The sequence below is a fragment of the Pikeienuella sp. genome (genome assembly GCF_046290545.1).
Lineage (GTDB): Bacteria > Pseudomonadota > Alphaproteobacteria > Rhodobacterales > Rhodobacteraceae > Pikeienuella.
Genome location: NZ_JBKAGV010000005.1, coordinates 18,558 through 41,222 on the forward strand (window position 1 = coordinate 18,558; position 22,665 = coordinate 41,222).

Below are 22,665 nucleotides of genomic sequence, written 5' to 3' on the forward strand. Positions count from 1 at the left end.
GGACAGGACCATGACCCTCTCTCTGGCTCTCGCCAACGCCGTGACCGGCCTGCGCGCGAACACCGCGCAGACCGAACTGATCTCAAACAACGTCTCCAACGCCCTGACGGAAGGCTATTCGAGGAAGGACATCGTCCTCTCTCCTTCCGCTCCGGGCGGGCAGGGCTCCGGGGTGCGCATCGACGCGACGGTTCGCGCCATTGCACCGGGGGTGACGGAAGCGCGGCGGCTTTCGGCGGCGGATGCCGGGGACGGAAAGGCGCGTGCGGAAGCGCTCGCCCGCCTCGCCGCCGTGACTGGTGAGCCCGGCGAGCAATTCGCGCTCGCGACCGCGGCGGACGCGTTCGACGCGGCCCTTGCGGCCACCGCCGACACGCCGGAGAGCGCGCCGCTCCTGAACGCCGCCGTCGGCTCGGCGACAAATTACGTCTCCGCCGTGACCCGGGTCGCCGCGGAGGCGATGGCGCTCCGTACGGAAGCGGACTCCTCGATCGCCAAGCAGGTGAACGTCGTCAACGACACGCTGGGCAAGGTTCTTTCCCTCAACATGGAGATCAAGGCCCGGCAGGTTTCGGGCGGCGACTCGACCGCGCTCGAAGATGAGCGCGCGCGGCTGATCGAGCGGATCACCAGCATGATTCCAATCAAGGTCGTGCCGCGGGAATTCGGCGAGGTCGCGATCTTTGCGAAGAACGGGGCCCAGCTGCTCGATGGCAACGTTTTCGAACTCGAATTCACACCGACGCCCCTGGTGACGCCGGACCGGACGCTGGCGAATGGCGGTCTCTCCGGCATCTCGATCAACGGTTTCGCGATGCGCATCGGGGAGGGCGGGAACGCCGGTTTCCTGGACGGCGGCTCGCTTAGCGCCGCATTCGAGCTGCGGGACTCGATCCTGCCGCGCGTGGGGGCGACGCTCGACGGCATGGCGGCCGACCTCATCGGCCGCACGCAGGGCCTCGCCGCCGACCCGACCCTCGCGCCCGGCGCGGCCGGGCTCTTCACCGATGGCGGGCTGGCCTTCGACCCGGCGAACCTAACCGGCCTCGCGCTCCGGCTCGAGGTCAACCCCGCGGTTGATCCGGACCGGGGCGGCGAGCCCTTCCGCCTGCGCGACGGGATTGGCGCGGCCGCGCCGGGCGAAGTCGGCGAGGACTCGCTCCTCCGCGGCCTCCAGGACGCGATGCGCGAATTGCGCATCCCGCCGGCCGGAACCGAACTCACGACGCAGCGAGACGCCGCCGGCTTCGCCGCGGAATTCTCCGCCTCGATCCTCTCCCGCTCCGCGACGTCGGATTCCGAGCTGGCCTTCCGTCAGGGCCGCACGGACGGCCTTGCGGAGGCGGAGCTTACGCGGATCGGCGTCGACACCGACCAGGAGCTCGCCCGCCTCCTCGTCGTCGAGCAGGCGTTCCGCGCCAATGCTCGCGTCGTGCAGGTGGTCGACGAGTTGCTCGAACGCCTGACCAACCTCTGAGCCCGAAGAACAGGAGCGCATCATGGCCGTCGCCGGACTTCCCGATCTCCTAATCGCGGGCCGCAACGCCCGCACCATCGCCGACGTCCAGGCGAACTTCAACCGCGCCTCGCTGGAGCTGACGACCGGGCGCCAGTCCGACGTCGTGAAGGCCACGGGCGGCGATCCGATCAAGCTCTACGCGGTCGAGCGCGACCTCGCCCTCGTCGCCGGGCGGCAGAGCTCGATCTCCGCCGCCGTCAGCCGCGCCGGCGTCATGCAGTCCGCGCTCGAGCGCATTCAGGGCGCGGCCTCCCAGATCGGGGTGAGCCTCGCCGCCGCCGTGGAAGCGAAGGACATCCGCGCGGCCGAGTTGCGGGCCTCCGGCGCGCGGGAGGCGTTCACGGATGTCGTGACGACCCTCAACGTCCGCTTCGGAGAGCGCTCGCTCTTCGCCGGCGCTGCGGTGGACGGCCCGGCAATGGCCCCGGCGGAAGACATTCTGGCCGAGATCTCCGCGCGCGTGGCCGGCGCGGCGGACGGGGCGGCGGCTATCGCCGCGGTTGACGCATACTTCCTGACGGACCCGACCGGCTTCGCCGCGACAGGCTATGTCGGTTCGACCGCCGACGCCCCGTCGACCGAGCTTGAAGACGGCTTCAGGGTGAATTTCGCCGCGCGCGCCGACCAGGCGGAGATCGTTGAGGTGCTGCGCACGCTGGCGCTGGCGATCACCGGCGCGGAGGGCGCCTTCGCGGGCGCCACCATCGGCGAGCGGCTCGACGTTCTGGGCGCCGCCGCCACATCCGGCCTCTCGGCGGTGGAGGGCGTCGTGCTGCTCCGCGGTCAGGTTGGCCTCGCGGAGGAGCGGCTCGAGGAAGTGGAGACCCGGCTGTCCGCCGAGACCGTCTTTCTGGAGCGGGCGAAGAACGCGCTCATCGCACGAGACCAGTTCGAGGCTGCGACCGAATTCAACGCGCTGGAGACCCAGCTCTCCCTCGTCTTCGAGATGACCTCGCGGCTCTCCAGCCTGACGCTCGCCAACTTCCTGAGGTGAACCGCATGATCCTTCGCACGCTTCTCGCCGCCGCCTTTCTCGCGGCGGCTCCTGTCGCCGCCGATATCCGCATCAAGGATCTCGTGGAGTTCGACGGGGTGCGGGGGAACGACCTCGTGGGCTACGGCCTTGTCGTCGGCCTGCCGGGAACGGGGGACGGCATCCGCAATTCGCCCTTCACGGAGGAGGCGCTTTCCAACCTCCTCGAACGGCTCGGCGTCAACGTGACGGGGGAACAGTTCCGACCCAAGAACGTCGCCGCGGTTCTGGTGACGGCGGAGCTGCCGCCCTTCGCGCGCGCCGGGCGGCGGATCGACGTCTCGGTCTCGGCCATAGGCGACGCTTCCTCGCTCCGCGGCGGCACGCTCATCATGACGCCGCTCAACGCCGCGGACGGGGGCATCTACGCCGTCGCGCAGGGGCCGGTTCTCGCCGGTGGCGTCGAGGTGTCCGGGGAGGCCGCCTCGATCACCCGCGGCGTGCCCACTGGCGGCACGATCCCCGACGGCGCGCGGATCGAGCGCGAGATCGACTTCGACCTCGCCCAGATCGAGGACCTTCGCCTCGCCCTCCGCGATCCGGACTTCACGACGGCCTCCCGCATCGCGGCCGCGATCAACCGCAGCCTCGGCGGGCGCGTCGCGCGGATGCAGGACAGCGGCACCGTGGTGATCGACTCGGCGCAGGTCCAGGTCGCCGGCGCGGCCGAGACCATCGCCCGGATCGAGAACCTTCTGGTGGACAGCGCGCAGAAGGCCCGCGTGGTGATCGACCAGCGCTCCGGTACGGTCGTGCTCGGCGACGACGTGCGCATCAGCCGCGTCGCCGTCGCGCAGGGCGATCTCACGCTCCGGGTTCGCGAGGCCCCCGTCGTCTCGCAGCCGAGCCCGTTCGGGGAGGGGGAGACGGTCGTCGTGCCGCGGACGGATGTTGCGATCGACGAGGAGCGCGGCGAAGGATTCATGATCCTGCCGGAGACGGTCTCTCTCGCCAATCTCGTCGAGGGCCTCAACGCGCTCGGCGTCTCGACGCGGCAGATGATCGACATTCTCGCCGCTGTGAAGGCCGCCGGCGCGCTCCATGCGGAATTCGTGCTTCAATAGCCGACGCAGAAGCCGCCGGACAGAAAACGGGCCGCGCACAGCGCGGCCCGTTTCGTTTCGGGACCGGTTCCGTCTCGGAGGCCGTTCCGCAAGGCGGGGGGCGAGCCGCCGCCAGGCGGGAACGATGAAGGGCCGCGCGCCGCGCGGCTCTTGTTCCATTCGCGAGGCCGGACGTCAGTCCTCCGCGACCTCCTTGACCACCATCTTGATCTGGCCGTTGTCCCGCAGGCCGACGATCGCCGCGACCAGCGCCGCCTGCGCGGCCTCGCCATCCTTCCGGCTCGGGGCCTCGAGCGCCGCGAGATCCTCCCGCATCCGTTCCGCAAGGCGCTTGGAGATGTTCTCCATGATGTAGTCGACCACCTTCGCGCCCCGCTCCCCGGCCGCCTTCATCGCCTTCATCAGCGTCGCCTCGTCCACCGACTTGACCACGAGGCCGATGTCGCGCGGCGCGATCCGCTCCGGGATGTGCTCGAACGTGAACATGATTTTGCGGACCGACTCGGCCAGCTTCGGCGCCGCCCCGTCCATCGCCTCGATGATGCGGTCGCGGGTGCGGACGGAGACGTGGTTCATCACGCCGGCGATCAGGTCCGCCGGGTCCTTGCCGCGGCTGCGGGTCATGACCGACGGCAGGAAGTCGCGCGCGATCACCTCGCCGATCCGCTCCGCCATCGCCGGATCCGCTCCGGCGGCCGGGCCCATGCGAATGACGATGTCCTCCGCGAATTCGGGCTCGAACTTCTCCAGCACTTGCGCGGCCTTCATCGCCGTGAGGCGGGAGAGCGCGATGGCGGCGACCTGCGGGTGCTCGGAGCGGAGCCAGGCCGCCAGCCGTGCATCCTCGACATCGTTGAGCAGGCTCCAGACGGTGCGGCCGGACGCATCGATATCCGCCATGATCTGGTTCACCCGGTCGTTCTCCAGCACTTCGGAGAGGAAACGCCGCGCCTCCGCGGCGCCGCCGCCGATGCTGAGCGTGTCCTCGATCTTCTGGAGGAACTCCGCGATCACCCGCTCCACGATCTCGGGCGGCGTCTCCTTGAGCCCGCTCACGGCGCGGGCGAAACGGCGGATTCGGCTCTCGTTGAAGCCGGTCAGCAGCTTCGCCGCCGTCTCCGGCCCGAGCGCGACCAGCACGATCGCCGCCTTTTCGGGCGCGCCGAGCCCTTCGTAACGCGCGGCGACCTCGGGCGCAAGCGCGAGGGCGCCGCCCTGCTGCGGCGCGACGACCGGCAGGTTGGCGACCTCCTCGAAGGGCGCGAACGATGTCTCCATCATGATCCGTATCCTCTGACGAGCGCGCCCGCGAGCAGCGTCCAGCCGTCCGCGAGCACGAAGAAGGCGAGTTTGAAGGGCAGGGCGACCACTGCGGGCGGCACCATCATCATGCCCATGGCCATGAGGATGGAGGCGACCACAAGGTCGATGATGAGAAAGGGAATGAAGATCAGGAAGCCGATCTCGAAGGCGCGCTTGATCTCGCTCAGCATGAAGGACGGCACGAGGAGCGAGAGCGGCGCCGGCTCGCCCGGGGTCGCCTCGGGCGCGGCGCCGGGCGCTGCTACGCGGAGCGCCTCCACTGTCGCCGGGTCGACCCGCGCCTCCATGAAGCTGCGGAAAGGTCCCATCGTCTCCGAGAAGGCGGCCTCGGCCGTCAGCGTTCCGTCGAGCAGCGGCGCAACGCCCGCGTCCCAGGCCGCCTCGAAGGTCGGCGCCATGACGAAATAGGTGAGAAAGAGCGCGAGGCTGACGATCATCATGTTCGGCGGCGCCGCCTGCACGCCCACGGCCTGCCGCAGGATCGAGAGCACCGTGACCATGAAGGGAAAGCAGGTCACCATCACGGCGATGCCCGGCGCGAGGCTCAGCACCGTCAGCAGCAGGAAGAGCTGCACGACCTGCAGCGTGAGCGCCCCCTCGCCGCCGAGATCGATGCTCACGGCCTGCGCCGCCGCCGCGCCCGGCAGGGCGAGCGCAAGGGCGGCGGCGAGGCCGAGGGCGGCGGCGGCGGCGGCGGCGCGCATGGCGTCAGAGCGTGTCGGAAAGGTCGGCGACTTCGGTCAGGCGCACGCCGAGGCGGCCCGTCTCCCCGTCGATCTCCTGTAATTCGCCGCGGGCGATCACCCGGTCCCCGATAAGGATCTCCACCGGGTCCTCGATCTTGCTGTCGAGCGGCAGCACGCTGTCGCGCCTGAGGGCGACGAGTTCGGAGAGGACAGGCCGGGCCTTGCCGACCGAGACCACCACCTCGATCGGCACGGTGAGGACGGCGGAGCGCCGCCGCTCCCCCGGCGCGGGGTCTTCGCCGCCGCCGCCGCCGAACCCGTCCGCGAAGCTGCTGTCTTCCATCATGATCCGGTCTCCATATCGTCATCGGGGTTGTCTTCGGGGGCCGCCGGCTCTCCGGCGGCGAGATGAGCGTCGAGGATCGCGAGGGCGCGCGCCGCGGCGGCCCCGGCGTCGATGAGGTCGAATCCGCCGGCCCACCGGAGCCGCGCCTCGGTCTCTCCGAGGTTGGCCGCGCCGACGATTTCGGCCCCCGCGACCCGGCCTTCGAGCGCGGCCTCCAGTTCGTCCCTGCGATGCGCGGCGACCTCGATCACCGGGCGCGCGCCGGGCGCGGCGCGGAACGCGTCTGTCAGCGCGGCGAGAATGTCGTCCTGAAGCGAGAGCGCGGCGAGCCGCGGGGCGAGGGCGCCGAGGACGGCGCGGGCCACGGCGCAAGCCTTGGCCTCCGCCGCGCCTTCGGCCGCCGCCCGGTCCGCCCGCGCGAGCTCGATCGCGGCGGCGACGCCTTCAAGAAGGGCCTCCAGCTCGCGCTCGATCCGCGCCTCGGTTTGGGTGACCCCGTCGGCGAAGCCGTCGGCCCTCGCCTGCCCGCGCGCACGGGCGAGCAGGAGGTCGAGCGCCTCGTCCTGCGGGCGGTCTGGGCCGCGCCGCTCGAAAAGGCGGGGCTTCCCGAAATTCTCCAGAACCGGCGCGCGCGCGATCATGCCCGTTCGGCCTCCGTCCCTTCATCGAGCCAGGAGCCGAGGAGCTTGATCGCCTCGTCCGGCTTCTCCGCCACCGCATTTTCGAGCAGGGCGCGGCGGTCCACGCCCAGCGCCTCCGAATCGATCATCTCGCCCGAGGGGATCGCGAGGGCCTCGCCCATGCCGCCGGCGCCGCCGAAGGAGGGGAAGTCCATCTCCCCCCCATCGTCGTACTGCGCCGCGCCGGCCGGGCCCGCGACCGAGAGAATCGGCCGGACCACAAAGAGCCCGAGCATCAGCGCGACGAGGCCGAGCGTGGCGATCTGGATCAGCGCCATGGCGTTGGCGGCGAGGAGGTCTCCGAAGCCCGATTCGGCGACAGTGCCGAGATCCGGCCGCTCCGAGAATTCGAGGCTCTGGAGCGTCACGCGGTCCCCGCGCTCCTCGTCATAGCCCACGGCCGTCTCGATCAGTTCGCGCAGTTGCGCCATCTCGGCCTCGGGCCGCGGGGTCCAGACGCCGTCCTCGCTCTTCACGCCGTCCACCATCACGGCAACGGTGATGCGCTTCACGTCGCCTGCCGGGCGCACGGTCTCGCGCACGGTCTCGGAGACTTCGAAATTCGTCCGCTGCCGGGTGCGCGCGGCGTCCCGCTGCGCGCCGGCGCCGCCCTCGACATCCCCGTCGGCGAGATTGCCCGCGACGGTGACGGCGCCGGCCTCGCCGTTGGCGGCCTCGGTGCTTTCCTCGGTGTCGGTATGGATCGCGACGCGGCTCTGCGGGTCGAGCCGGCGCTCGCGCAGCGTCTCGCTCTCGCGCACGGTGGCGACGGAGACCTCGACGATCGCCGCCCCGGCGCCGACGCGGGCCTCGAGCAGGCGGGAGACGCTCTCCTCCAGCGCCTTGGCGCGGGTGACGTCGTCCGCGCCCGCCCCGGCTTCGGTCTCGCTCTCGCCGGAACGGAGGATGACCCCGTATTCCTGGTCGATCACGGCGACGTTCTGGAGGGAGAGCCCGGCGACCGCCGAGGCGACGAGATAGCGAATCGCCTCCGCCTGGCTCCGCGTCAGCGCGCCGGAAGAGGTGGAGACGGTGACGGAGGCCGTCACCGGCTTTTCCTCCTCGAAGGGGCGGCGTTGCGATTCGGCGATATGGACGCGCGCGCGGATCACGCGATGCGAGGCGAGAATTGTGCGGGCGAGCTCGCCCTCCTTTGCGCGCCAGTAGGCGGCGTCGAACATCTCCGCGGTCGTGCCGAAGCCGGAAAGCCCGTCCAGAAGCTCGTAGCCCGCGGCGCCGGCCGCCGGAAGGCCCTGGCCGGCGAGGGTGATGCGCGCCTTGTCGCGCGCGTCGGACGGAACGAAGATCGCGTCGCCCCGCACCTCATAGGGCACGCCCTGGCGCTCCAGCCCTTCGATCACGCCGCTGGCGGCGGCGCCGTCCAGCCCGGAATAGAGAAGCGCCATCGTGGGCGCCGTTACGATTCGCAGAAAGAGGGCGAGCGCCACGACCAGCGCGACCGCGCTGACGGCGAATACGGCCTTCCGCCGCGGCTCCATAGCGCCCCAGGCTTCTCCGAGTCGGGTCAGAATCGTGTTCACGTCGCCGCCGTCCTTATCGCCCGCCATTCTGGGGACAGGGCGGAAGATGGGCGGGACGCGTTTAATTTTGGGTTATCGGAACAGCCTTTTCCCCGCCAGCGCCGCGCCGCTTCTCGAGGCGGGGGCGCGAAGCGCCTAAAGAACCCGTGCGCGCGCGAGCCGGCGGGGCATCCGCCCGGAGAATCGAGAAAAATTTATTGAAAATCCGCAGGCTATCCGAAGGCCCCCGGCAACCACGCAGGTCGATTCCGCGCCGCGGGTAAGTTTCGGTTAGTCGGTTCCGGTTAGGCAGGGTCCAACCGGGAGAACCTGCGGTTGGAGCCGATGGCTGAAAGCGAAGACATCGAGACGACTGAAGAGGGCGCGCCGCCGAAGCGGTCGCGCAAGCCTCTTCTCATTGGAGCCGCGCTGGCGCTGCTGCTTGGCGGCGGCGGCTTCTTCGCGACGTTTTCCGGCATGGTCGCGCTGCCCTTCGGCGGCGGCGAGTCTGAGGAGGCGGGGGCGAAAACCGCCGCCAAGGCCCCGCCGGTGTCACCCGATTCGCTTCCCGCTTTCGTCCCGGTCGGGGAGATGGTGATCCCGCTCGGGCCGAACGCGCGGGCGAAGTTCCTCGTCATCGAGATGGAGATCGAGACACGCCCTGAGGACGCCGCGGCGTTCGAGGCGCTGAAGCCCCGGATCCTCGACGTTGTGAACACCTATCTCCGCGCGATCGAGGAGGCGGACATCGAGGCGCCGGGGGCGACGCTCCGGCTGCGCGCGCAGCTCCTCCGCCGCGTCCGCGCCGTTTCCGCCCCGGCGGAGCCGCGCGACCTGCTCATCACCGCTTTCGTCCTGAAATAGGAGCCGTCCAATGGAGCTCATCGCCGATGGCCTGCTCATCATCGCCGCCGTCACCGCCTCTCTCTACTGCATCGTGCTGTCGCGCCGGCTGCGCCGGCTGACGCAGATGGAGGACGGTCTCGGCAAGGCGATTACTGACATGTCGGCCCAGGTGGACGAGATGAACGGCGCGCTCGCGCGGGCGAAGGCCGCGACGGCGGCGGCGGCGGGCGACATCGACTCGCGCCTTGCGGCGGCGCGCGCGGCGACGGCGAAGCTCGAGGCGGTCGCGGCGCGGGTGAAGGAAGAGGGCGAACGGACCGAAACCGCGCGCCGCGCCTTCGAGGATGACGTCGAAGCCACACGGAACGAGCGGGACGAGGCCGCCGCGAAGGTCGCGGAACGCGCCGCTGCGGAGCGCGCGGCCGCGGAGCAGGCGGCGGCAATCGCGGAAACGGAGCGGGCGAGGGCCGAGGCGGCTGCCGCCGAGGCGGAGGCCGAGGCCGCGTCGGCGGCCGCTGAAGAGCCGGAAGAAATCGCCGAGCCTGCGCCGGCGCCCCGCCCGACGCCGCGGGTCGCCGCGCGCAAGGCCGCCGCGAAGCGCGCCGCCAAGAGCCCGGCGCGCGCCAAGGTCGCCGCCAAGCCCGCAGCGCGCCAGCCGGCGCGCGAGGAGGAGATCGAGGAGCCGCGGCGGGACGAGATGGTCGACGCGGCGCCGCGCGCCGCGGTCCAGGAGCGCGCGCCCGCCGCCTCCCCGGCCGCCGCTCCCGCGGTCGCCGCCGCCCTCGGCGCGGCGCTGTCCTCGCGAGGGGAGGGCGACCATGAGGCGCTGGCGCGCCGTCTGATCGCGGCCCTTTCCGGCGACTCGGGGTCGAGAGGCGCCCGCTCATGACCGCAAGGCCGAACCCGAAGCCCGGCGCCAAGCCCGCCCAGGCGCGGAGGCCGAAGCCCGCCGCGCCGCGCGGAAGGCCGGCGATGCTGATGCTCGGCGGATGCTTCATGCTCTCCGCCGTGCTTCGCGCCGCCGACCCGGCAAGCGCGCTGGCGGTCGAGATTCCGAAACTCGCCGCCGGGTCGGAAGCCGGCGCGCCGCCCGCCGCGCCCGCCGCGGCTGCGGAGGGGCCGACCCATAGCGACCTCGCCGCATTGCTCGAGACGCTGCGGGAGCGGGAGGCGCAGCTCGACGCGCGCGCCGAGGCGCTCGCCACGCGCGCCAAGGTGATCGAGGCGGCGGAGGCCAAGCTGAACGACCAGATGGCGCGGCTGGAGGATGCCGAGGCCAGGCTCGGCGCCCTGCTGCGCGTCGCAGACAATGCGGCGGAAAAGGACGTGGGCAAGCTCGTCGCCACCTTCCAGACGATGGAGGGCAAGCGCGCCGGGCCGATCTTCGAGAGCATGGACACGGCCTTCGCGGCCGGCCTCCTCTCCCGCATGGACGAGGCGGCGGCCGCCGCGATCCTCTCCGCGCTCTCGCCGGAGAAGGCCTACGCCGTCACCGTCCACATCGCCGGGCAGAACGCGGCGGCGCCGCGGGAATAGACGCAAATACGCGGTCGCCGGCCTCCGGCGCCCGCATCGAGCCAGGGCCGCCCGCCGGAAGGGGGCGGATCGGTCAGAAGACCAGGGGCGCCCGGAAGGGGCTGCTCCGCCAGTGAACAGGAACGCCCATGATCGGCATCGTCGGCATCGTCTTCACCTTCTGCATGGTCTTCGGCGGCTATCTGATCGCCGGCGGCAAGATGGGGATCATTCTCGGCTCGTTGCCCTACGAGATGATGATGATCGGCGGGGCCGCCGTCGGCGCCTTCCTCGTCGCCAACTCCGTGCCGGACGTGAAGTACACGCTCAAATCCCTCGGCAAGGTCTTCAAGGGCTCGAAATGGAAGGATTCCGACTATCAGGACCTTCTCTGCCTGCTCTTCGCGCTGATCCGCATCGCGCGCGCCAACCCCGTCGATGTGGAGGTCCATATCGAGGAGCCGCACTCGAGTCCGATATTCCAGAAATATCCGAAGATTCTGGCGGACCATGAGGCGGTCGACCTGATCTGCGACACGATCCGCGCCGGCACCATGAACTATGACGACCCCAACCAGGTCGAGGAGGTGCTCGACAAGCGGCTCTCCGGCATGCACCATCATGCGATGCACGCCAGCCACGCGTTGCAGACGATGGCTGACGGTCTTCCCGCGCTCGGCATCGTCGCCGCGGTGCTGGGCGTCATCAAGACCATGGGCTCGATCGACCAGCCGCCCGAAGTGCTCGGCAAGCTGATCGGCGGCGCGCTCGTCGGCACCTTCCTCGGCGTGTTCCTCTCCTATGGCCTCGTCGGCCCCTTCGCCACCAAGGTGAAGGCCGTCGTCGACGCCGAGCACAACTTCTACCTCCTCATCAAGGAGGTTCTCGTCGCCAATCTCCACAACCACGCGCCCGACATCTGCGTCGAGGTCGGCCGGCAGAACACGCCGCACGACTACCGCCCGAGCTATGGCGCGCTCGCCGAGGCGCTCCAGGCCGTGAAGGCGGCGACATGAGCGCGGCGCGCCTCCTCCTCGCCGCGGCGCTTGCGCTGCCCCCCGCCTTCGCGGCGGGGCAGGAGGCGGCGCGCGTCCGCGCCTATGACGTGGGCGATGCGAGCCGCGTCGAGATTCCGCTCTCCGGCGGCGGTTTCTCGCTGGAGCGGAGCGGGGAGCGGCAGGTGGATCTGGTCGCCGAAGGCGCGGAGGGCGGCTTCGACCTTTCGGAGGTCGCGGAGGGCGGGCTCTCCCGCCGCATCGCCGGCGCCCGGCTCGCCCCGGAAAGCGCGGGAACGCGGATCCGCTTTCTCCTCAGTTGCGATTGCGAATACGCCGCGCGGATGTCCGGCGGCGTGCTCTCCATCGACTTCCGCGAGGCCGGCGCGGCTGACGACCCGGAAGAGCCGGCGCCGCAACGCATTGCGGGAAATGAAGGCCGCACCGCGCCCCGCTTCTCCGCCCCTCCGCCGCGCCGGGCCGGGCCGGGGGGCGCTCCGGCCCCCGTCGCCGCCGCGGCGCCGAGGCCGGAAACCCGCGCCGAACTGGAGGAGGAGGTCGTGATCGCGCGGCAAAAGCTGCTTGAGCAGCTTTCCCGCGCCGCGGAGCAGGGCCTGCTCGAATTCAGCTCGCCGGAGGCCGCGGCGCTGGCGCCGCCGCCGCCCGATGAGCCGCGCCGCCGCCGGGCCGAGCCGGAGCCGGAGCCGGAGCCAGAGCCCGAAGCGACCCCCGCGCCGGAGCCGGAGCCTGAGCCCGCGCCCGAGACGGCGCTGGCAGATGCCCCGCCGCCGCCACAGCCGATCGAACTGCCGGTGCGGGCGCGCACGGCGATCGACAAGGAATTCCGGGCCGACCGTTCCGAGACCCTGGTCGAAACCGCGCCTTGCATCGCAGATTCGCGCCTCGACCCGCAGGGCTGGCCAGACGCAGGCGCCTTCCAGGCGGAGCAGGCGAAGCTCTCCGCCACGCTGCTGGACGAGTTCGACAACCCCGAGCCCGGCGCCGCGACGGCGCTCGCCCGGCTCTATGTCGCCGCCGGTTTCGGCGCGGAGGCGCGGCGGCTGATCGAGATCTATGGCGACGCCGTGTCGGATCCCTCCCTGCTGGCCGATCTCTCGCGGATCGTCGAAGGCGGGATTCCGGCGGCGGACGGTCCCGTCCACGCCGCCGGTCCCTGCTCTGGGTTCACGGCGATCTGGTATCGCGCCGCCGGTCTGCAGCCGCCGCCGCTTTCCGCAGACGCGCCGGAGGCGGCGCGCCTCCGCGCGGCCGAGATCGCCGAGGAGATGGTCGCCCGCTTCGGGGTCATGCCCGTCCCGCTCCGTGTGCTGCTCGGCCCGCCGCTCATCACCGATCTCGTGAATCGCGGCGAGGTCGACGTCGCGCGGCGGATCGACCTGATGCTCCGCCGGATCCCCGGCGATCACGGCCCGGCGTTCGACCTCGCCCGCGCGCGGCTTCTCGCCGAAACCGCGGAGGCGAACGAGGCGGAGGCGCTGCTCGCGCGGCTTGGCGGGCGCGACCTGCCCGAATCGCAGGAGGCGCTGATCCTCCTGCTCGACAGCCTGATCGAGCGCCGCGCGCCGGTGCCGGGCGACCTCGCCGAAGCCCTCGCCGAGGCGGCGTTCATGGCGCGCGGCGGGCCGATGGAGCGGCGGCTGAAGATCGCCGAAATCCGCGCCCGCGCCCGCTCCGAGGGTTTCATCGCCGCGCTCGAGACGGCGCGAGAGGCGCGCGAACGGCGCCCCGACTCGGCGGTCATCCTGCAGGATGCGGCGCATGCCGTCCTCGAGGAGGCCTCCGCGGTCGAGGCCGGGCCGCTCGCCTATGTCCGGGCCGTGCTCGCCCATCGTGACGATATCTCGACCGACATGGCGGGTGACGAGGCGCGCCGGCGCATCGCCGAGGAGCTGACTTCGGTTGGCCTCGCCAACGCCGCCCTCGCCTTCCTCGACCCGGCCCTCCGGCGCGGTGCGCCGGGCGTGCGGCGCGCCGCCGCGCGGGCGCATCTGGCGCTGGGTGACGCCGAGGCCGCGCTCGTCGCGCTCGAAGGCGTCGGCGGGGCGGAGGCGGAGCGGCTCCGCGCCGCTGCGGAAGATCTGGCCGGGCGCCCCGAAGCCGCGCTCGACCGGCTCTCCGCCCTCGGCGGCGCCGCCCCGGAAGACCAGGCCGCGCTCGCGCTACGGGCGGGCGCCTGGGCCCAGGCGAGCGTCGCCGGCGCGCCCGAGCGCCGGCTCCTCGCCGCGTTCATGGCCGGCGAGGAGGCGGAGACCGCGCTTCGCCCCGAACTCGAGGCCGCCGCGCCCGGCGCGGCCGCCGCCTTTCTCGACCCGCCGGCGATGGAGGGCGAAGTCACCCTCGGCGCCGCCGAATCCGTCATGAACGCATCCCGCGCCGTGCGCGAAGCAATCAAGGAGGCCCTCGGGGATGGATAATCCGGGATATGTCACGCTCTCGCGCCAGGCGGGGCTGATGAAGGACATGCGCATCATCGCGACCAACATCGCCAACCTCTCGACCGACGGCTACCGCCGCGAGGGCGCGATCTTCGCGGAGATGGTGGAGAAGGGCGCGCTGATCGGAGGCGCCTCCGCCCAGACCGCGGCCCATGTGCGGGTGACGGATTTCAGCCAGGGCGCGTTGCAGCGCACGGGCGGAGACTTCGACCTCGCCATCGAGGGCGACGGCTTCTTCCTCGTCCAGACGCCGGACGGCCAGGCGTTGACGCGGGCCGGCTCCTTCCTGCGCAACGACGCGGGCGAGCTCGTGACGCGGGACGGGAACCGCCTGCTCGACGAAGGCGGCGCCCCGCTCTTCGCCCCGGCCGAGGCGCGGGAGATCGCGGTTGCGACGGACGGCACGATCTCGGCCGACGGTCAGCCCATCGGCCGCGTCGGAATCGTCACGGTGGAGGACCCGAGCCAGCTCACGCGCCGCGAGAGCGGCCTATTCACGACGGAAGAGCCGCTCATCCCCGCCGAGGAGGCCTCCGTCTTCCAGGGCTTCATCGAGGAAAGCAACGTGAACCCCGTGCGGGAGATCGCCCGCATGATCGAGGTGCAGCGCGCCTACGAGTCCGGGGCGAACTTCCTCAAATCCGAAGACGAGCGAATCCAGCAGGCGATCCGCGTGATCGGCTCCGCCGGCTGAACCCCGCGCCGCGAGGCGCCCCCAGATTTCGCGTGAAGGAGAATCCACATGCGCGCACTAGACATCGCCGCGACCGGAATGGAGGCCCAGCAGACCCGGGTCGAAACCATCTCCAACAACCTCGCCAACATGAGCACCACCGCCTACAACCCGCGCCGCGCGGAGTTCGCCGACCTGCACTACCAGCAGGTGCGCCAGCCCGGCGCGGTGAACGCGGCGGACGGGACGGTGCTGCCGACCGGCGTGCAGCTCGGCCTCGGCGTTCGCGCCGCCGCCGTCTCGATGGAGGTGACGCAGGGCTCGCTCCGCGCCACCGGCGGCGAGCTCGACATCGCCATCGAGGGCAACGGCTGGCTCGAGATCGAGCTGCCGAACGGAACCTCGGGCTACACCCGCGACGGCGGGCTGAAGCGCAACGGGGAAGGCGAGGTGGTGACGGCGGAGGGTTTCCCCGTCGTCCCCGGCATCACGATCCCAGAGGATGCGCGCTCGATCACCATCAACGCGGATGGAGAGGTCGTAGCCTCCTTCGACGACCAGCCGGCGGGCGAGGTGCTCGGCCGGCTGACCCTCGCGACCTTCGTCAACGAGAAGGGGCTGGAGGCCATCGGCGGCAACCTCTTCCGGGAGACGGCGGCCTCCGGCCCGCCGAATGTCGGCGACGCCGGCGTGGACGGGCGCGGCACCTTCCGCCAGGGCTTCCTTGAGGAGAGCGGGGTGGATGCTGTGCGCGAGATCACCGAGCTGATCGAGGCGCAGCGCGGCTACGAGATGAACGCCAAGGTCATCACCGCGGCGGACCAGATGCTCGGCGCGACGGTGCAGATCCGATGAGCCGCCTGGCGATCCGCGTCCCGGCGCTCCTGCTGCCCGCCCTTCTCCTCGCCGCCCCGCTCGGCGCGGAGAGCCTTGTCGCCTCTCGGGCGATCCCGGCCCGCTCGGTCATCGGGCCGGAGGACCTGCGGGTCGCCGCCGCCGCAATCCCCGGCGCGCTGAGCGATCCCGCAGCGGTCGAAGGGATGGAGACGAAAGTCACCATCTACGAAGGCCGGCCGATCCGCGCGGGGGACCTCGTTCCCGCCGCCATTGTCGAGCGTAACCAGATCGTGCGGTTGCGGTTCGAGCGCGGCCCGCTCGAGATCGCCGCGGACGGCCGCGCGCTCGACCGCGGCGCGGTCGGGGAGCGCATCCGCGTCATGAATCTCGCCTCCCGCGTCATCGTCACAGGCGATGTCGCGGAGACAGGCGACGTGATCGTTTCGAGGTAAAGATGAAATACGCCGTCGCGCCCCTCGCGCTCCTTCTCGCCGCCGCCGGCTGCGGCCGGCTTGATCATGTCGGCAAGCCGCCCTCCTTCACCCCGCCGGGGCAGGTGCTGGCGACCGAGCCGCTGACCGTCACGCCGGAGCGCGTCGCCCTCGCCACGCCGCAGCCGAGCGCGGCGGAACTCGCGGCGATGCGCGCGCCCGCCAACATTCAGGAGCCGATCGTGAGCGCCTCGCTCTGGCGCTCCGGCCCGTCCTCCCTGCTCGGCGACCGCCGCGCCCGGACACGGGGCGATATCCTGACCGTCGTGATCGAGATCGACGAGGAGGCCCAGATCAACAACGCCACGCAGCGCACCCGCGCCGCGGGCGAGGACATGTCGGTCGGCGCCCTGCTCGGCCTTCCCGATCTCATCGACGACCTGACGGGGATCGACCTCGACCCCGGCGCGCAGGTGACGGCGAACTCGACCAGCGCCGGCTCCGGATCGGTCAGTCGCGCGGAGGAGATCACGCTCCGTCTCGCCGCGACGGTGACGGACGTTCTGCCGAACGGCCATTTCGTCATCGTCGGCAACCAGGAAGTGCGGGTGAATTTCGAGCTGCGCGAGCTTCGCGTCCACGGCGTCATCCGGCCGGAAGACATCAGCCGCAAGAACGAGATCACCTATGACAAGATCGCCGACGCCCGCGTGAGCTATGGCGGCCGCGGCCAGATCACTGACGTACAGCAGCCCCGTTACGGCCAGCAGATCGCCGACATCATCCTGCCCTTCTAGGAGCGCGCTATGAAGAAGCTGCTGATCCCCGTCGTCCTCGCGCTCGTCGGCCTCGCCGGCGGGCTCTTCGCCGGGCATTCGATGAAGCCCGCGCCCGAGCCGGAGGAGGGCGAGGCGGCCGAGGCGACGGCGGAGAAGACGCCGGAGCCGGCGGTCGCGCCCGATGCGCCGGGCGAATATGTGAAGCTCGAGCGCCAGTTCATCGTGCCGGTCATCGCGGACGAGAAGGTAGGCGCGCTCATGGTCCTGCAGATGGCGGTGGAGATGGCGCCGGATGCCGGCGGCAGCGCGCCTGTCTTCGAGCAGGAGCCGAAGTTGAGGGACGAGTTCCTGCGCGTGCTCTTCCTTCACGCGCAATCGGGGGGCTTCGACGGCTCCTTCACCGAGCCGCGGGTCATGGACGATCTCCGCGCCTCGCTGACCTCCACGGCGAAGCGGGTCATCGGGCCGGGCGTGCGCGCCGTCCTCATCACCAGCATCATCCGCCAGGACATCTGAACGGAAAACGGGCGCCCTGTTCGGGGCGCCCGTTTTCATGCGCGTCTCGGGGCGGCTCAGGCGCCGGAATCAGGCTCGCGGATCGCCCTGACGGCCCCGGCCTCGACGACGTCGCCATTCTCCAGCACGAGGTCGACTCCGCTCTCGCCGGTCCGCGCCTCGACCACGGTGGAGAAGCCGCGCGGAGTCTCCGGCGGCATCGCGTCCTTCCCGTTCACACGTTCGAGCGTGAAGCGATAGGTTCCGGCCTCGGCCGGCGCGGCGCCGCCTGTCTCGCCCGACCATGTCAGCGTCGTCGCCGTCGGATCGACCGGCAGGCGCGCCACGGTCAGGCCCGACTCGGTCTTGACCACCAGCGTCGCGCCCGTCGCCCCCGGCGCAGGGTCGACCTTCATCTCCAGCGGCGCGCCGGAATAGGCGAGCGCCGAGGGCGCCTCCACCTCCCTGCCGAGCCAGGGCGCCAGCGCGCCCGCGCCCGTCCCGCCGAGGGCGGAGAGGATGGAGCTCAGCGTCTCGTTGCTCCGCACCTGCTGTTCGACGGCGGAGAACTGGGCCAGCTGCGCGACGAACTCCGTGGATTCCTGCGGGTTGAGCGGATCCTGGTTGCGGAGCTGCGCCGTCAGCAGGGTGAGGAACGTCTCGAAATCGCCGCCGGCGCGCAGCGCGTCCGACTGGGCGGCCTGTTCCGAGGCGGCGGTCTGCGAAGCGGTGCCCTGGGTGAGGCCCGTAATGGCGGCGGTTTCCATGATCGTCTCCTAGATACGGATGTCGAGCCGGTCCTCGCCGGCGGAGAATTTGCGCCAGGGGGCCGGGCTCTTCGCCGGCTCGGCGCTGTGCGGGCCGGAGTCGGCGCCGTTTCGGCCCTCGCCGCCCTGCTCGCGCCCGTTCCCGCCTCCGCTGAAATCCAGCGAGACCCGTTCATAGCCTGCATCGGCGAGTTCGCGCTGCAGCATGTCGCCATTGCGGCGCATGAGGTCCAGCGTCTCGGGCCGGTCGGCGCTTACGACGGCGGTGAGGCCGAGCTCGGTTATCGTGAAGCTGAGCCGCACGCGGCCGAGCTCCGGCGGGTCGAGGCGAAGCTCCAGCGTCTCGCCGTCCGCCTTTCCGCCGTTCAGCGCCGCGGCGATATGCCCGGCGACCTGGGAGGCGACGCGTTCTGCGCCTGCGCCGTGCGCGAGCGGGGCATGAGGGGCCGCCGCCGTTTCGAGCCGAAGGGCGGAGCGCGTCTCCTGCGCCGGGCCCGTGAAGTCGGCCTCGCCCGTCGCCGCGCCGGCCGCGTCCGCGAAACCCGCCGCGGCGGGCCTCTCCGCCGAACCCGGAAGCGCCGCGAGGGCGGGCTTCGGCGCGTCGGCGCCCTCGCGCGGCCGGGCGGCGTCGCCCTCCGGGCCGATGCGCGGCGCGGCTTCGGCCTCGGCTTCGAGCGCGCGCGCCGAAAGCGGCGCCCCCGCAGGCGGCGCGTCGACGGGCTGCGCAGGTTTCGGCGCCGCTTCGGCCTTTTGGCCGGCTGCGCTCCACTCTCCTGGTCTGCCGGCGGGAGCCGCGGCCGCATCCCTCGCCCTCCCGGCGTCCTTCGCCGCCATTTCGGGCTCCGGGCTCGGCTCGGCCGCCGCAGCGGGCTGCGCGGGCGGCTCGGCTGCCGGCGCGGCCGCCTGTCCCCTACGCGGCTCGGCGGCGGCGCGTTCCTGTTTCGGTTCGGCGAATGCGGCGGGGTCCCGCCGGGGCGCAGGCTTGGCCGGGTCCGCGCCCTGCTTTGCCGCAGGCGCGGCCGCCGCGCCCGCTTCCGTGGCGACGGCGGCCGTGGCCCGGCCGCCTTCCTGCGCCGGCCGTGGCGCGGGCGCTCCGTCCGCATTCAGGGCGGCGGCGTCCGGCGCCGTCTGCGGCGCGCCCGCAAGGCCTGCATCCGCGGTCGCGGATGTCGGGGCGGCGGGCGCGGAACTCTGGTTCGCGACGGGCGCCGCATCGGGGAGAGGGGCCGCGGCCGCCGCGGGCGGCCTCACGGCTCCTGCGGCCTCCGGCGCGACGGCTGCTAGGCGCGGGGCTCCCGCGTCGGCCGCCCGGGCCTCAGCGGCGCCGGGCGTCGTGGCAGCCGTCGCTCCGTCCTGCCGCGGCGGCGCGTCACGCTCCGCCGCGCTGTCTGCGCCGTCGGTCGCGTCGAGCGCGGCGGCGAATCCGCCGCCCGCCTCTTCGCCCCTCTCGCCCGACCCTGCGGCCTCGGCTCCGGCGCCCTCGGCGCGGGCCTTTCCGGCCGCGGCCCCGGCGGCGGCCTTGCCGCCGGCCGGCGGCATGGAGATGATCTCGCCCTGGAACACGTCGCGTCTCCGTTCTGGTTCGCGCGTGCGATAATGGCTGGCGAATCTTACCATTCGTTTACGCGAATGCGTCATGATCGCCGCAAGGTTCAGGAGACTTGCAATGGATGTCCCCACGATCGGCGCTCTTGCGCCCGCGACGAAGGCGGCGACGCCGGCCCCTGCGCAGGCCGGGCGGCCCGACCCGCTGCGCGAGGCGGCGACGCGGTTCGAGGCTGTGTTCCTTGCGGAGATGTTCGCGCATGCCGGCCTCGGCGCGGCGCAGCAGGCGAATGGCGGCGGGCCGGGGGAGGAGGCCTTCTCCGGCCTCCTCGCGCGCGAATGGGCGGAGTCCGTGGCGAAGCAGGGCGGCATCGGGCTTTCCGACCGCATCTATCAGGCCTTGCTGACGCGGGAGGGCGGGGATGCTTGATTCGATGCGCTGGCGCTATCGCCTGTCCGAGGCGCGCGCCTTCCTGCAGACTGAGCGTGACCTTCTCGTGAAGGGCCGCGCCGCGGAGCTCGCCAGCCTCGCCGCGCGGCGCAAGCTGGTCGCGGAGAGCCTCTCGGAAATGCCCGCCTCCGTCGCCGAGGCGAACCGCGCCGCCGTGCGGGAGATCGCCGCGGCGGCGCGGCGCAACCAGAGGCTCCTGCGCGCCTGGCTCGACGGCGCGGCGGAGGCTGTGCGGCGGCTGAAGGCGATCGATGAGAGCCGCGCGCGGATCGGCGCCTATCGGGCGGACGGCACACGACTCGCCGGCGCGGCGGCGGCGCCGACGACGGAGCGCCGCGCCTGACGCGCTATTCCGGCTCCCCGGCGTAGATCTTCCGAACGTCGCAGGGCGCGACGCGGAGGATGTTCGTCGTTCCGGGGACGTTGAAGGGCACGCCCGCGGTCACCACGATGAAATCGGCCTCCGTCGCGAATCCGTCGTGGAGAGCGACCCGCGCCGCGCTCACGACCGCGAGCTTGAAGCGCTCCACCTCCTCCGTCACGGCGCAATGCAGCCCCCAGACGAGCGCGAGCTTGCGCGCCGTGGCGCGGAACGGCGTGAGCGCGAGGATCGGCACGAAGGGCCGCTCCCGCGCCATCAGGAGCGCGGTGGCGCCCGAATGGGTGAAGCAGCAGATCGCCTTCACGTCCGTCGTCTCCGCCACCTCCCGCGCCGCGGCGGTGATCGCGGTCGCCACCGCGTCGCCCGAGGCGGTGCGGGAGCGGCTGATGATCTCCCGCCAGGTCGGGTCGGATTCGACGGCGAGGGCGACGGCGTTCATCGTCGTCACCGCCTCGACAGGGTAGCTCCCCGCCGCGCTCTCCGCCGAGAGCATGACCGCGTCCGCGCCCTCGTAGATCGCCTGCGCGACGTCGGAAACCTCCGCCCGCGTCGGCACCGGGCTCTCGATCATGCTCTCAAGCATCTGCGTGGCGACGATCACCGGCTTTCCGGCGGCGCGGCAGCGGCGCACGATGCGCTTCTGGAGCGGCGGAACGGTGGAGACCGGGAGCTCGACGCCGAGATCGCCGCGGGCGACCATGATCCCGTCGGATACCTCGATGATCGCGTCGAGGTCCTTCAGCGCGGCGGGCTTCTCGATCTTGGCGAGGACGAGGGCGCGGCCCTTGGCCAGCGCAACCGCCTCCTCCACGTCCGCCGCGCGCTGGACGAAGGAGAGGCCCAGCCAGTCCACCCCGAGATTGCAGACGAATTCGAGGTCCGCCCGGTCCTTCTCCGAAAGCGCGGCGACGGGGAGGACGACGTCGGGCACGTTCACGCCCTTGCGGTCCGAAATCTCGCCGCCGACCACAACCTCGCACTGGGCATGCGCCTCGTCGCAGGCGATGACCTTGAGCCGGATCTTCCCGTCATTGACGAGGAGGGTGGAGCCTGGCTCAAGCGCCTTGAAGATTTCGGGATGCGGCAGGCGCACCCGCGTCGCGTCCCCCGGCGCCTCGTCGAGATCGAGGCGGAAGGGCGCGCCCTCTTCCAGCATGACGGGCCCGGCGCCGAAGGTCCCGACCCGGAGCTTCGGGCCCTGAAGGTCCGCGAGGATGCCGATGGGCCGGCCGATCTCGTGCTCCACCTCGCGGATGATGGCGTGGCGCTTCGCCACGTCCTCGTGGCTGCCGTGGCTCATGTTGAGGCGGAAGACATCCGCCCCCGCCTCGTGCAGGGCCTTGATCGTCTCGCGGTCGGATGAGGCCGGGCCAAGCGTGGCGACGATTTTCACGTTGCGGTTGCGGCGCATGGCCCGATCTCCCGTCGTCACTGCCTCTTCGCCGCTCTTACAGCCCGCCGCGGCGCTTATCCACCCTCTCCTTGTGACAAGTCGGGGTCACAAGTCTGGCGGACTGCGTTGATCGCCGCCGCGCCGAAGGCTATGGGGCGACCATGGACGATCCTCCTTTCGAAATCCTTGGCGAAGGCCGCCCGCCGGCCTGGCTCGTGCTCTGCGACCATGCCTCGAACCGTGTGCCGCAGGACGTTGCGGGCGGCGATCTCGGTCTCCCGGCGGAGGACATGGCGCGCCACATCGCCTGGGATGTCGGCGCGCAGGGCGTCGCCGCGGCGCTGGCCGAGGCGCTCGACGCGCCGATGATCGCCACCCGCTTCTCCCGCCTCGTCATCGACCCGAACCGGGGGGAGGACGACCCGACGCTGCTGATGAAGCTCTATGACGGCTCCATCATCCCCGGAAACCGCGCAGCGGATGCGGCGGAGCGGGAGCGGCGGCTGGCGCGGTTCCACCGGCCCTATCATGCGGCGCTGGAGCGGATGATCGACGCCGCGCTCGCAGAGGGCGTCGCGCCCCGGCTCCTCTCGATCCACTCCTTCACGCCGCAGCTTCGCGGCCGCCCCCGCCGCCCGTGGGAGATCGGCCTGCTCTGGGACCGGGACGAACGCCTCTTCCGCCCGCTCTATGACCGGCTGCTGGACGAGCCGGGGCTCACGGTGGGGGACAACGAGCCCTATTCCGGTCAGCTCCGGGGCGACACGATGTTCCGGCACGGGACGGAGCGGGGGCTCGAACATCTCCTGATCGAGGTCCGGAACGATCTGATAGAGGAGGCGGCGGATCAGCGCCGCTGGGGCCGCGATCTCGCCCGCTGGATCGGCGAGGCGCTGGACCGGAGGCCCGCCGGCGCCTAAGTCCTCTTC

Annotated in this window: 24 protein-coding genes; 16 read left to right on the plus strand and 8 right to left on the minus strand. The window is 71.8% G+C overall.

Going from position 1 to position 22,665, the window contains the following annotated elements; genetic code table 11:
* The first annotated feature begins 10 nt into the window (after nt 1-10).
* Genes flgK through ACE37J_RS02735 form a run of 3 tightly spaced genes read left to right on the plus strand, consistent with a single transcriptional unit; the run spans nt 11 to nt 3,616 of the window.
* Nucleotides 11-1,477, plus strand: a complete 1,467-nt coding sequence (gene flgK, locus ACE37J_RS02725; protein ID WP_409706649.1) for a flagellar hook-associated protein FlgK — start codon at nt 11-13, stop codon at nt 1,475-1,477.
* 22 nt (nt 1,478-1,499) lie between these two features.
* Nucleotides 1,500-2,513 carry a flagellin gene (locus ACE37J_RS02730; RefSeq protein ID WP_409706652.1) on the plus strand — a complete coding sequence of 338 codons (1,014 nt, stop codon included), beginning with the start codon at nt 1,500-1,502 and terminating at the stop codon, nt 2,511-2,513.
* A gap of 5 nt (nt 2,514-2,518) precedes the next feature.
* Nucleotides 2,519-3,616: a flagellar basal body P-ring protein FlgI gene (locus ACE37J_RS02735; protein WP_409706655.1), complete on the plus strand. Its 1,098-nt coding sequence runs from the start codon at nt 2,519-2,521 to the stop codon at nt 3,614-3,616.
* Nucleotides 3,617-3,790: 174 nt separating this feature from the next.
* On the opposite strand, the gene ACE37J_RS02740 is transcribed toward ACE37J_RS02735, so the two are convergent.
* From ACE37J_RS02740 to fliF, 5 genes are read right to left on the minus strand one after another with little or no spacing between them, the layout of a single operon-like run.
* Nucleotides 3,791-4,897 carry a FliG C-terminal domain-containing protein gene (locus tag ACE37J_RS02740; RefSeq protein ID WP_409706658.1) on the minus strand — a complete coding sequence of 369 codons (1,107 nt, stop codon included), beginning with the start codon at nt 4,895-4,897 and terminating at the stop codon, nt 3,791-3,793.
* Nucleotides 4,894-5,643 (minus strand): flagellar type III secretion system pore protein FliP, encoded by a 750-nt coding sequence (fliP, locus tag ACE37J_RS02745; protein WP_409706661.1) that lies wholly within the window; start codon nt 5,641-5,643, stop codon nt 4,894-4,896. Before fliP ends, ACE37J_RS02740 begins: the two co-directional genes overlap by 4 nt.
* Nucleotides 5,644-5,647: 4 nt before the next feature.
* Nucleotides 5,648-5,971: a FliM/FliN family flagellar motor switch protein gene (locus ACE37J_RS02750; RefSeq protein WP_409706664.1), complete on the minus strand. Its 324-nt coding sequence runs from the start codon at nt 5,969-5,971 to the stop codon at nt 5,648-5,650.
* On the minus strand, nt 5,968-6,612 hold the full coding sequence (locus ACE37J_RS02755) for a hypothetical protein (RefSeq protein ID WP_409706667.1): 645 nt from the start codon (nt 6,610-6,612) through the stop codon (nt 5,968-5,970). The genes ACE37J_RS02750 and ACE37J_RS02755 overlap by 4 nt, the downstream gene beginning before the upstream one ends.
* Nucleotides 6,609-8,219: a flagellar basal-body MS-ring/collar protein FliF gene (gene fliF, locus ACE37J_RS02760; RefSeq protein WP_409706670.1), complete on the minus strand. Its 1,611-nt coding sequence runs from the start codon at nt 8,217-8,219 to the stop codon at nt 6,609-6,611. The genes ACE37J_RS02755 and fliF overlap by 4 nt, the downstream gene beginning before the upstream one ends.
* A 297-nt stretch (nt 8,220-8,516) precedes the next feature.
* Here fliF and fliL point away from each other — a divergent pair, with 297 nt between their 5' ends.
* The 10 genes from fliL (at nt 8,517) to ACE37J_RS02810 (ending at nt 17,219) form a co-directional block, all read left to right on the plus strand.
* Complete coding sequence (gene fliL, locus ACE37J_RS02765; RefSeq protein WP_409706673.1) at nt 8,517-9,035, plus strand: flagellar basal body-associated protein FliL; 519 nt, start codon at nt 8,517-8,519, stop codon at nt 9,033-9,035.
* Nucleotides 9,036-9,045: 10 nt separating this feature from the next.
* The gene (locus ACE37J_RS02770; protein ID WP_409706676.1) at nt 9,046-9,906 is read left to right on the plus strand and encodes a hypothetical protein; all 861 of its coding nucleotides are present in this window, start codon (nt 9,046-9,048) and stop codon (nt 9,904-9,906) included.
* On the plus strand, nt 9,903-10,553 hold the full coding sequence (locus ACE37J_RS02775; protein WP_409706679.1) for a MotE family protein: 651 nt from the start codon (nt 9,903-9,905) through the stop codon (nt 10,551-10,553). The genes ACE37J_RS02770 and ACE37J_RS02775 overlap by 4 nt, the downstream gene beginning before the upstream one ends.
* 128 nt (nt 10,554-10,681) lie before the next feature.
* A complete protein-coding gene (motA, locus tag ACE37J_RS02780; protein ID WP_409706682.1) occupies nt 10,682-11,548 on the plus strand; it encodes a flagellar motor stator protein MotA in 867 nt (288 codons plus the stop codon).
* Nucleotides 11,545-13,962 (plus strand): hypothetical protein, encoded by a 2,418-nt coding sequence (locus tag ACE37J_RS02785; RefSeq protein WP_409706685.1) that lies wholly within the window; start codon nt 11,545-11,547, stop codon nt 13,960-13,962. Before motA ends, ACE37J_RS02785 begins: the two co-directional genes overlap by 4 nt.
* Entirely contained in the window at nt 13,955-14,677 is a 723-nt protein-coding gene (locus tag ACE37J_RS02790; protein WP_409706687.1) for a flagellar hook-basal body complex protein, read from the plus strand. The genes ACE37J_RS02785 and ACE37J_RS02790 overlap by 8 nt, the downstream gene beginning before the upstream one ends.
* Before the next feature lie 48 nt (nt 14,678-14,725).
* On the plus strand, nt 14,726-15,511 hold the full coding sequence (gene flgG, locus ACE37J_RS02795) for a flagellar basal-body rod protein FlgG (RefSeq protein WP_409706691.1): 786 nt from the start codon (nt 14,726-14,728) through the stop codon (nt 15,509-15,511).
* Nucleotides 15,508-15,945 carry a flagellar basal body P-ring formation chaperone FlgA gene (gene flgA, locus ACE37J_RS02800; protein WP_409706694.1) on the plus strand — a complete coding sequence of 146 codons (438 nt, stop codon included), beginning with the start codon at nt 15,508-15,510 and terminating at the stop codon, nt 15,943-15,945. The genes flgG and flgA overlap by 4 nt, the downstream gene beginning before the upstream one ends.
* Before the next feature lie 2 nt (nt 15,946-15,947).
* On the plus strand, nt 15,948-16,721 hold the full coding sequence (gene flgH / locus ACE37J_RS02805; RefSeq protein ID WP_409706697.1) for a flagellar basal body L-ring protein FlgH: 774 nt from the start codon (nt 15,948-15,950) through the stop codon (nt 16,719-16,721).
* A gap of 9 nt (nt 16,722-16,730) precedes the next feature.
* Complete coding sequence (locus tag ACE37J_RS02810; protein ID WP_409706700.1) at nt 16,731-17,219, plus strand: flagellar basal body-associated FliL family protein; 489 nt, start codon at nt 16,731-16,733, stop codon at nt 17,217-17,219.
* A gap of 56 nt (nt 17,220-17,275) precedes the next feature.
* Here ACE37J_RS02810 and ACE37J_RS02815 read toward each other — a convergent pair whose 3' ends face one another.
* Together ACE37J_RS02815 and ACE37J_RS02820 are read right to left on the minus strand one after the other, a co-directional pair.
* Nucleotides 17,276-17,965 (minus strand): flagellar hook capping FlgD N-terminal domain-containing protein, encoded by a 690-nt coding sequence (locus ACE37J_RS02815; RefSeq protein WP_409706704.1) that lies wholly within the window; start codon nt 17,963-17,965, stop codon nt 17,276-17,278.
* A 9-nt stretch (nt 17,966-17,974) separates the two neighbouring features.
* Nucleotides 17,975-19,528 carry a flagellar hook-length control protein FliK gene (locus tag ACE37J_RS02820; protein WP_409706707.1) on the minus strand — a complete coding sequence of 518 codons (1,554 nt, stop codon included), beginning with the start codon at nt 19,526-19,528 and terminating at the stop codon, nt 17,975-17,977.
* A gap of 103 nt (nt 19,529-19,631) precedes the next feature.
* Here ACE37J_RS02820 and ACE37J_RS02825 point away from each other — a divergent pair, with 103 nt between their 5' ends.
* Complete coding sequence (locus ACE37J_RS02825) at nt 19,632-19,940, plus strand: rod-binding protein (protein WP_409706710.1); 309 nt, start codon at nt 19,632-19,634, stop codon at nt 19,938-19,940.
* Nucleotides 19,933-20,304 carry a hypothetical protein gene (locus tag ACE37J_RS02830; RefSeq protein ID WP_409706713.1) on the plus strand — a complete coding sequence of 124 codons (372 nt, stop codon included), beginning with the start codon at nt 19,933-19,935 and terminating at the stop codon, nt 20,302-20,304. Before ACE37J_RS02825 ends, ACE37J_RS02830 begins: the two co-directional genes overlap by 8 nt.
* A gap of 4 nt (nt 20,305-20,308) precedes the next feature.
* Here ACE37J_RS02830 and pyk read toward each other — a convergent pair whose 3' ends face one another.
* Nucleotides 20,309-21,754, minus strand: a complete 1,446-nt coding sequence (gene pyk, locus ACE37J_RS02835; protein WP_409706716.1) for a pyruvate kinase — start codon at nt 21,752-21,754, stop codon at nt 20,309-20,311.
* 143 nt (nt 21,755-21,897) lie between these two features.
* On the opposite strand from pyk, the gene ACE37J_RS02840 reads away from it, so the two are divergent.
* Complete coding sequence (locus ACE37J_RS02840; protein ID WP_409706718.1) at nt 21,898-22,656, plus strand: N-formylglutamate amidohydrolase; 759 nt, start codon at nt 21,898-21,900, stop codon at nt 22,654-22,656.
* The last annotated feature ends 9 nt before the right edge of the window (nt 22,657-22,665 follow it).

Excerpts from the sequence above, each read along its gene's own strand:
- ACE37J_RS02810 (WP_409706700.1), top strand. The coding sequence starts at position 16,731 with ATGAAGAAGCTGCTGATCCCCGTCGTCCTCGCGCTCGTCGGCCTCGCC.
- motA (WP_409706682.1), top strand. The coding sequence starts at position 10,682 with ATGATCGGCATCGTCGGCATCGTCTTCACCTTCTGCATGGTCTTCGGC.
- ACE37J_RS02830 (WP_409706713.1), top strand. The coding sequence starts at position 19,933 with ATGCTTGATTCGATGCGCTGGCGCTATCGCCTGTCCGAGGCGCGCGCC.
- ACE37J_RS02735 (WP_409706655.1), top strand. The coding sequence starts at position 2,519 with ATGATCCTTCGCACGCTTCTCGCCGCCGCCTTTCTCGCGGCGGCTCCT.
- flgH (WP_409706697.1), top strand. The coding sequence starts at position 15,948 with ATGAAATACGCCGTCGCGCCCCTCGCGCTCCTTCTCGCCGCCGCCGGC.
- flgK (WP_409706649.1), top strand. The coding sequence starts at position 11 with ATGACCCTCTCTCTGGCTCTCGCCAACGCCGTGACCGGCCTGCGCGCG.
- ACE37J_RS02730 (WP_409706652.1), top strand. The coding sequence starts at position 1,500 with ATGGCCGTCGCCGGACTTCCCGATCTCCTAATCGCGGGCCGCAACGCC.
- ACE37J_RS02770 (WP_409706676.1), top strand. The coding sequence starts at position 9,046 with ATGGAGCTCATCGCCGATGGCCTGCTCATCATCGCCGCCGTCACCGCC.
- flgG (WP_409706691.1), top strand. The coding sequence starts at position 14,726 with ATGCGCGCACTAGACATCGCCGCGACCGGAATGGAGGCCCAGCAGACC.
- ACE37J_RS02815 (WP_409706704.1), bottom strand. The coding sequence starts at position 17,965 with ATGGAAACCGCCGCCATTACGGGCCTCACCCAGGGCACCGCTTCGCAG.
- flgA (WP_409706694.1), top strand. The coding sequence starts at position 15,508 with ATGAGCCGCCTGGCGATCCGCGTCCCGGCGCTCCTGCTGCCCGCCCTT.
- ACE37J_RS02775 (WP_409706679.1), top strand. The coding sequence starts at position 9,903 with ATGACCGCAAGGCCGAACCCGAAGCCCGGCGCCAAGCCCGCCCAGGCG.
- ACE37J_RS02755 (WP_409706667.1), bottom strand. The coding sequence starts at position 6,612 with ATGATCGCGCGCGCGCCGGTTCTGGAGAATTTCGGGAAGCCCCGCCTT.
- fliP (WP_409706661.1), bottom strand. The coding sequence starts at position 5,643 with ATGCGCGCCGCCGCCGCCGCCGCCGCCCTCGGCCTCGCCGCCGCCCTT.
- fliL (WP_409706673.1), top strand. The coding sequence starts at position 8,517 with ATGGCTGAAAGCGAAGACATCGAGACGACTGAAGAGGGCGCGCCGCCG.
- ACE37J_RS02785 (WP_409706685.1), top strand. The coding sequence starts at position 11,545 with ATGAGCGCGGCGCGCCTCCTCCTCGCCGCGGCGCTTGCGCTGCCCCCC.
- ACE37J_RS02750 (WP_409706664.1), bottom strand. The coding sequence starts at position 5,971 with ATGATGGAAGACAGCAGCTTCGCGGACGGGTTCGGCGGCGGCGGCGGC.
- fliF (WP_409706670.1), bottom strand. The coding sequence starts at position 8,219 with ATGGCGGGCGATAAGGACGGCGGCGACGTGAACACGATTCTGACCCGA.
- ACE37J_RS02825 (WP_409706710.1), top strand. The coding sequence starts at position 19,632 with ATGGATGTCCCCACGATCGGCGCTCTTGCGCCCGCGACGAAGGCGGCG.
- ACE37J_RS02740 (WP_409706658.1), bottom strand. The coding sequence starts at position 4,897 with ATGATGGAGACATCGTTCGCGCCCTTCGAGGAGGTCGCCAACCTGCCG.
- ACE37J_RS02840 (WP_409706718.1), top strand. The coding sequence starts at position 21,898 with ATGGACGATCCTCCTTTCGAAATCCTTGGCGAAGGCCGCCCGCCGGCC.
- pyk (WP_409706716.1), bottom strand. The coding sequence starts at position 21,754 with ATGCGCCGCAACCGCAACGTGAAAATCGTCGCCACGCTTGGCCCGGCC.
- ACE37J_RS02790 (WP_409706687.1), top strand. The coding sequence starts at position 13,955 with ATGGATAATCCGGGATATGTCACGCTCTCGCGCCAGGCGGGGCTGATG.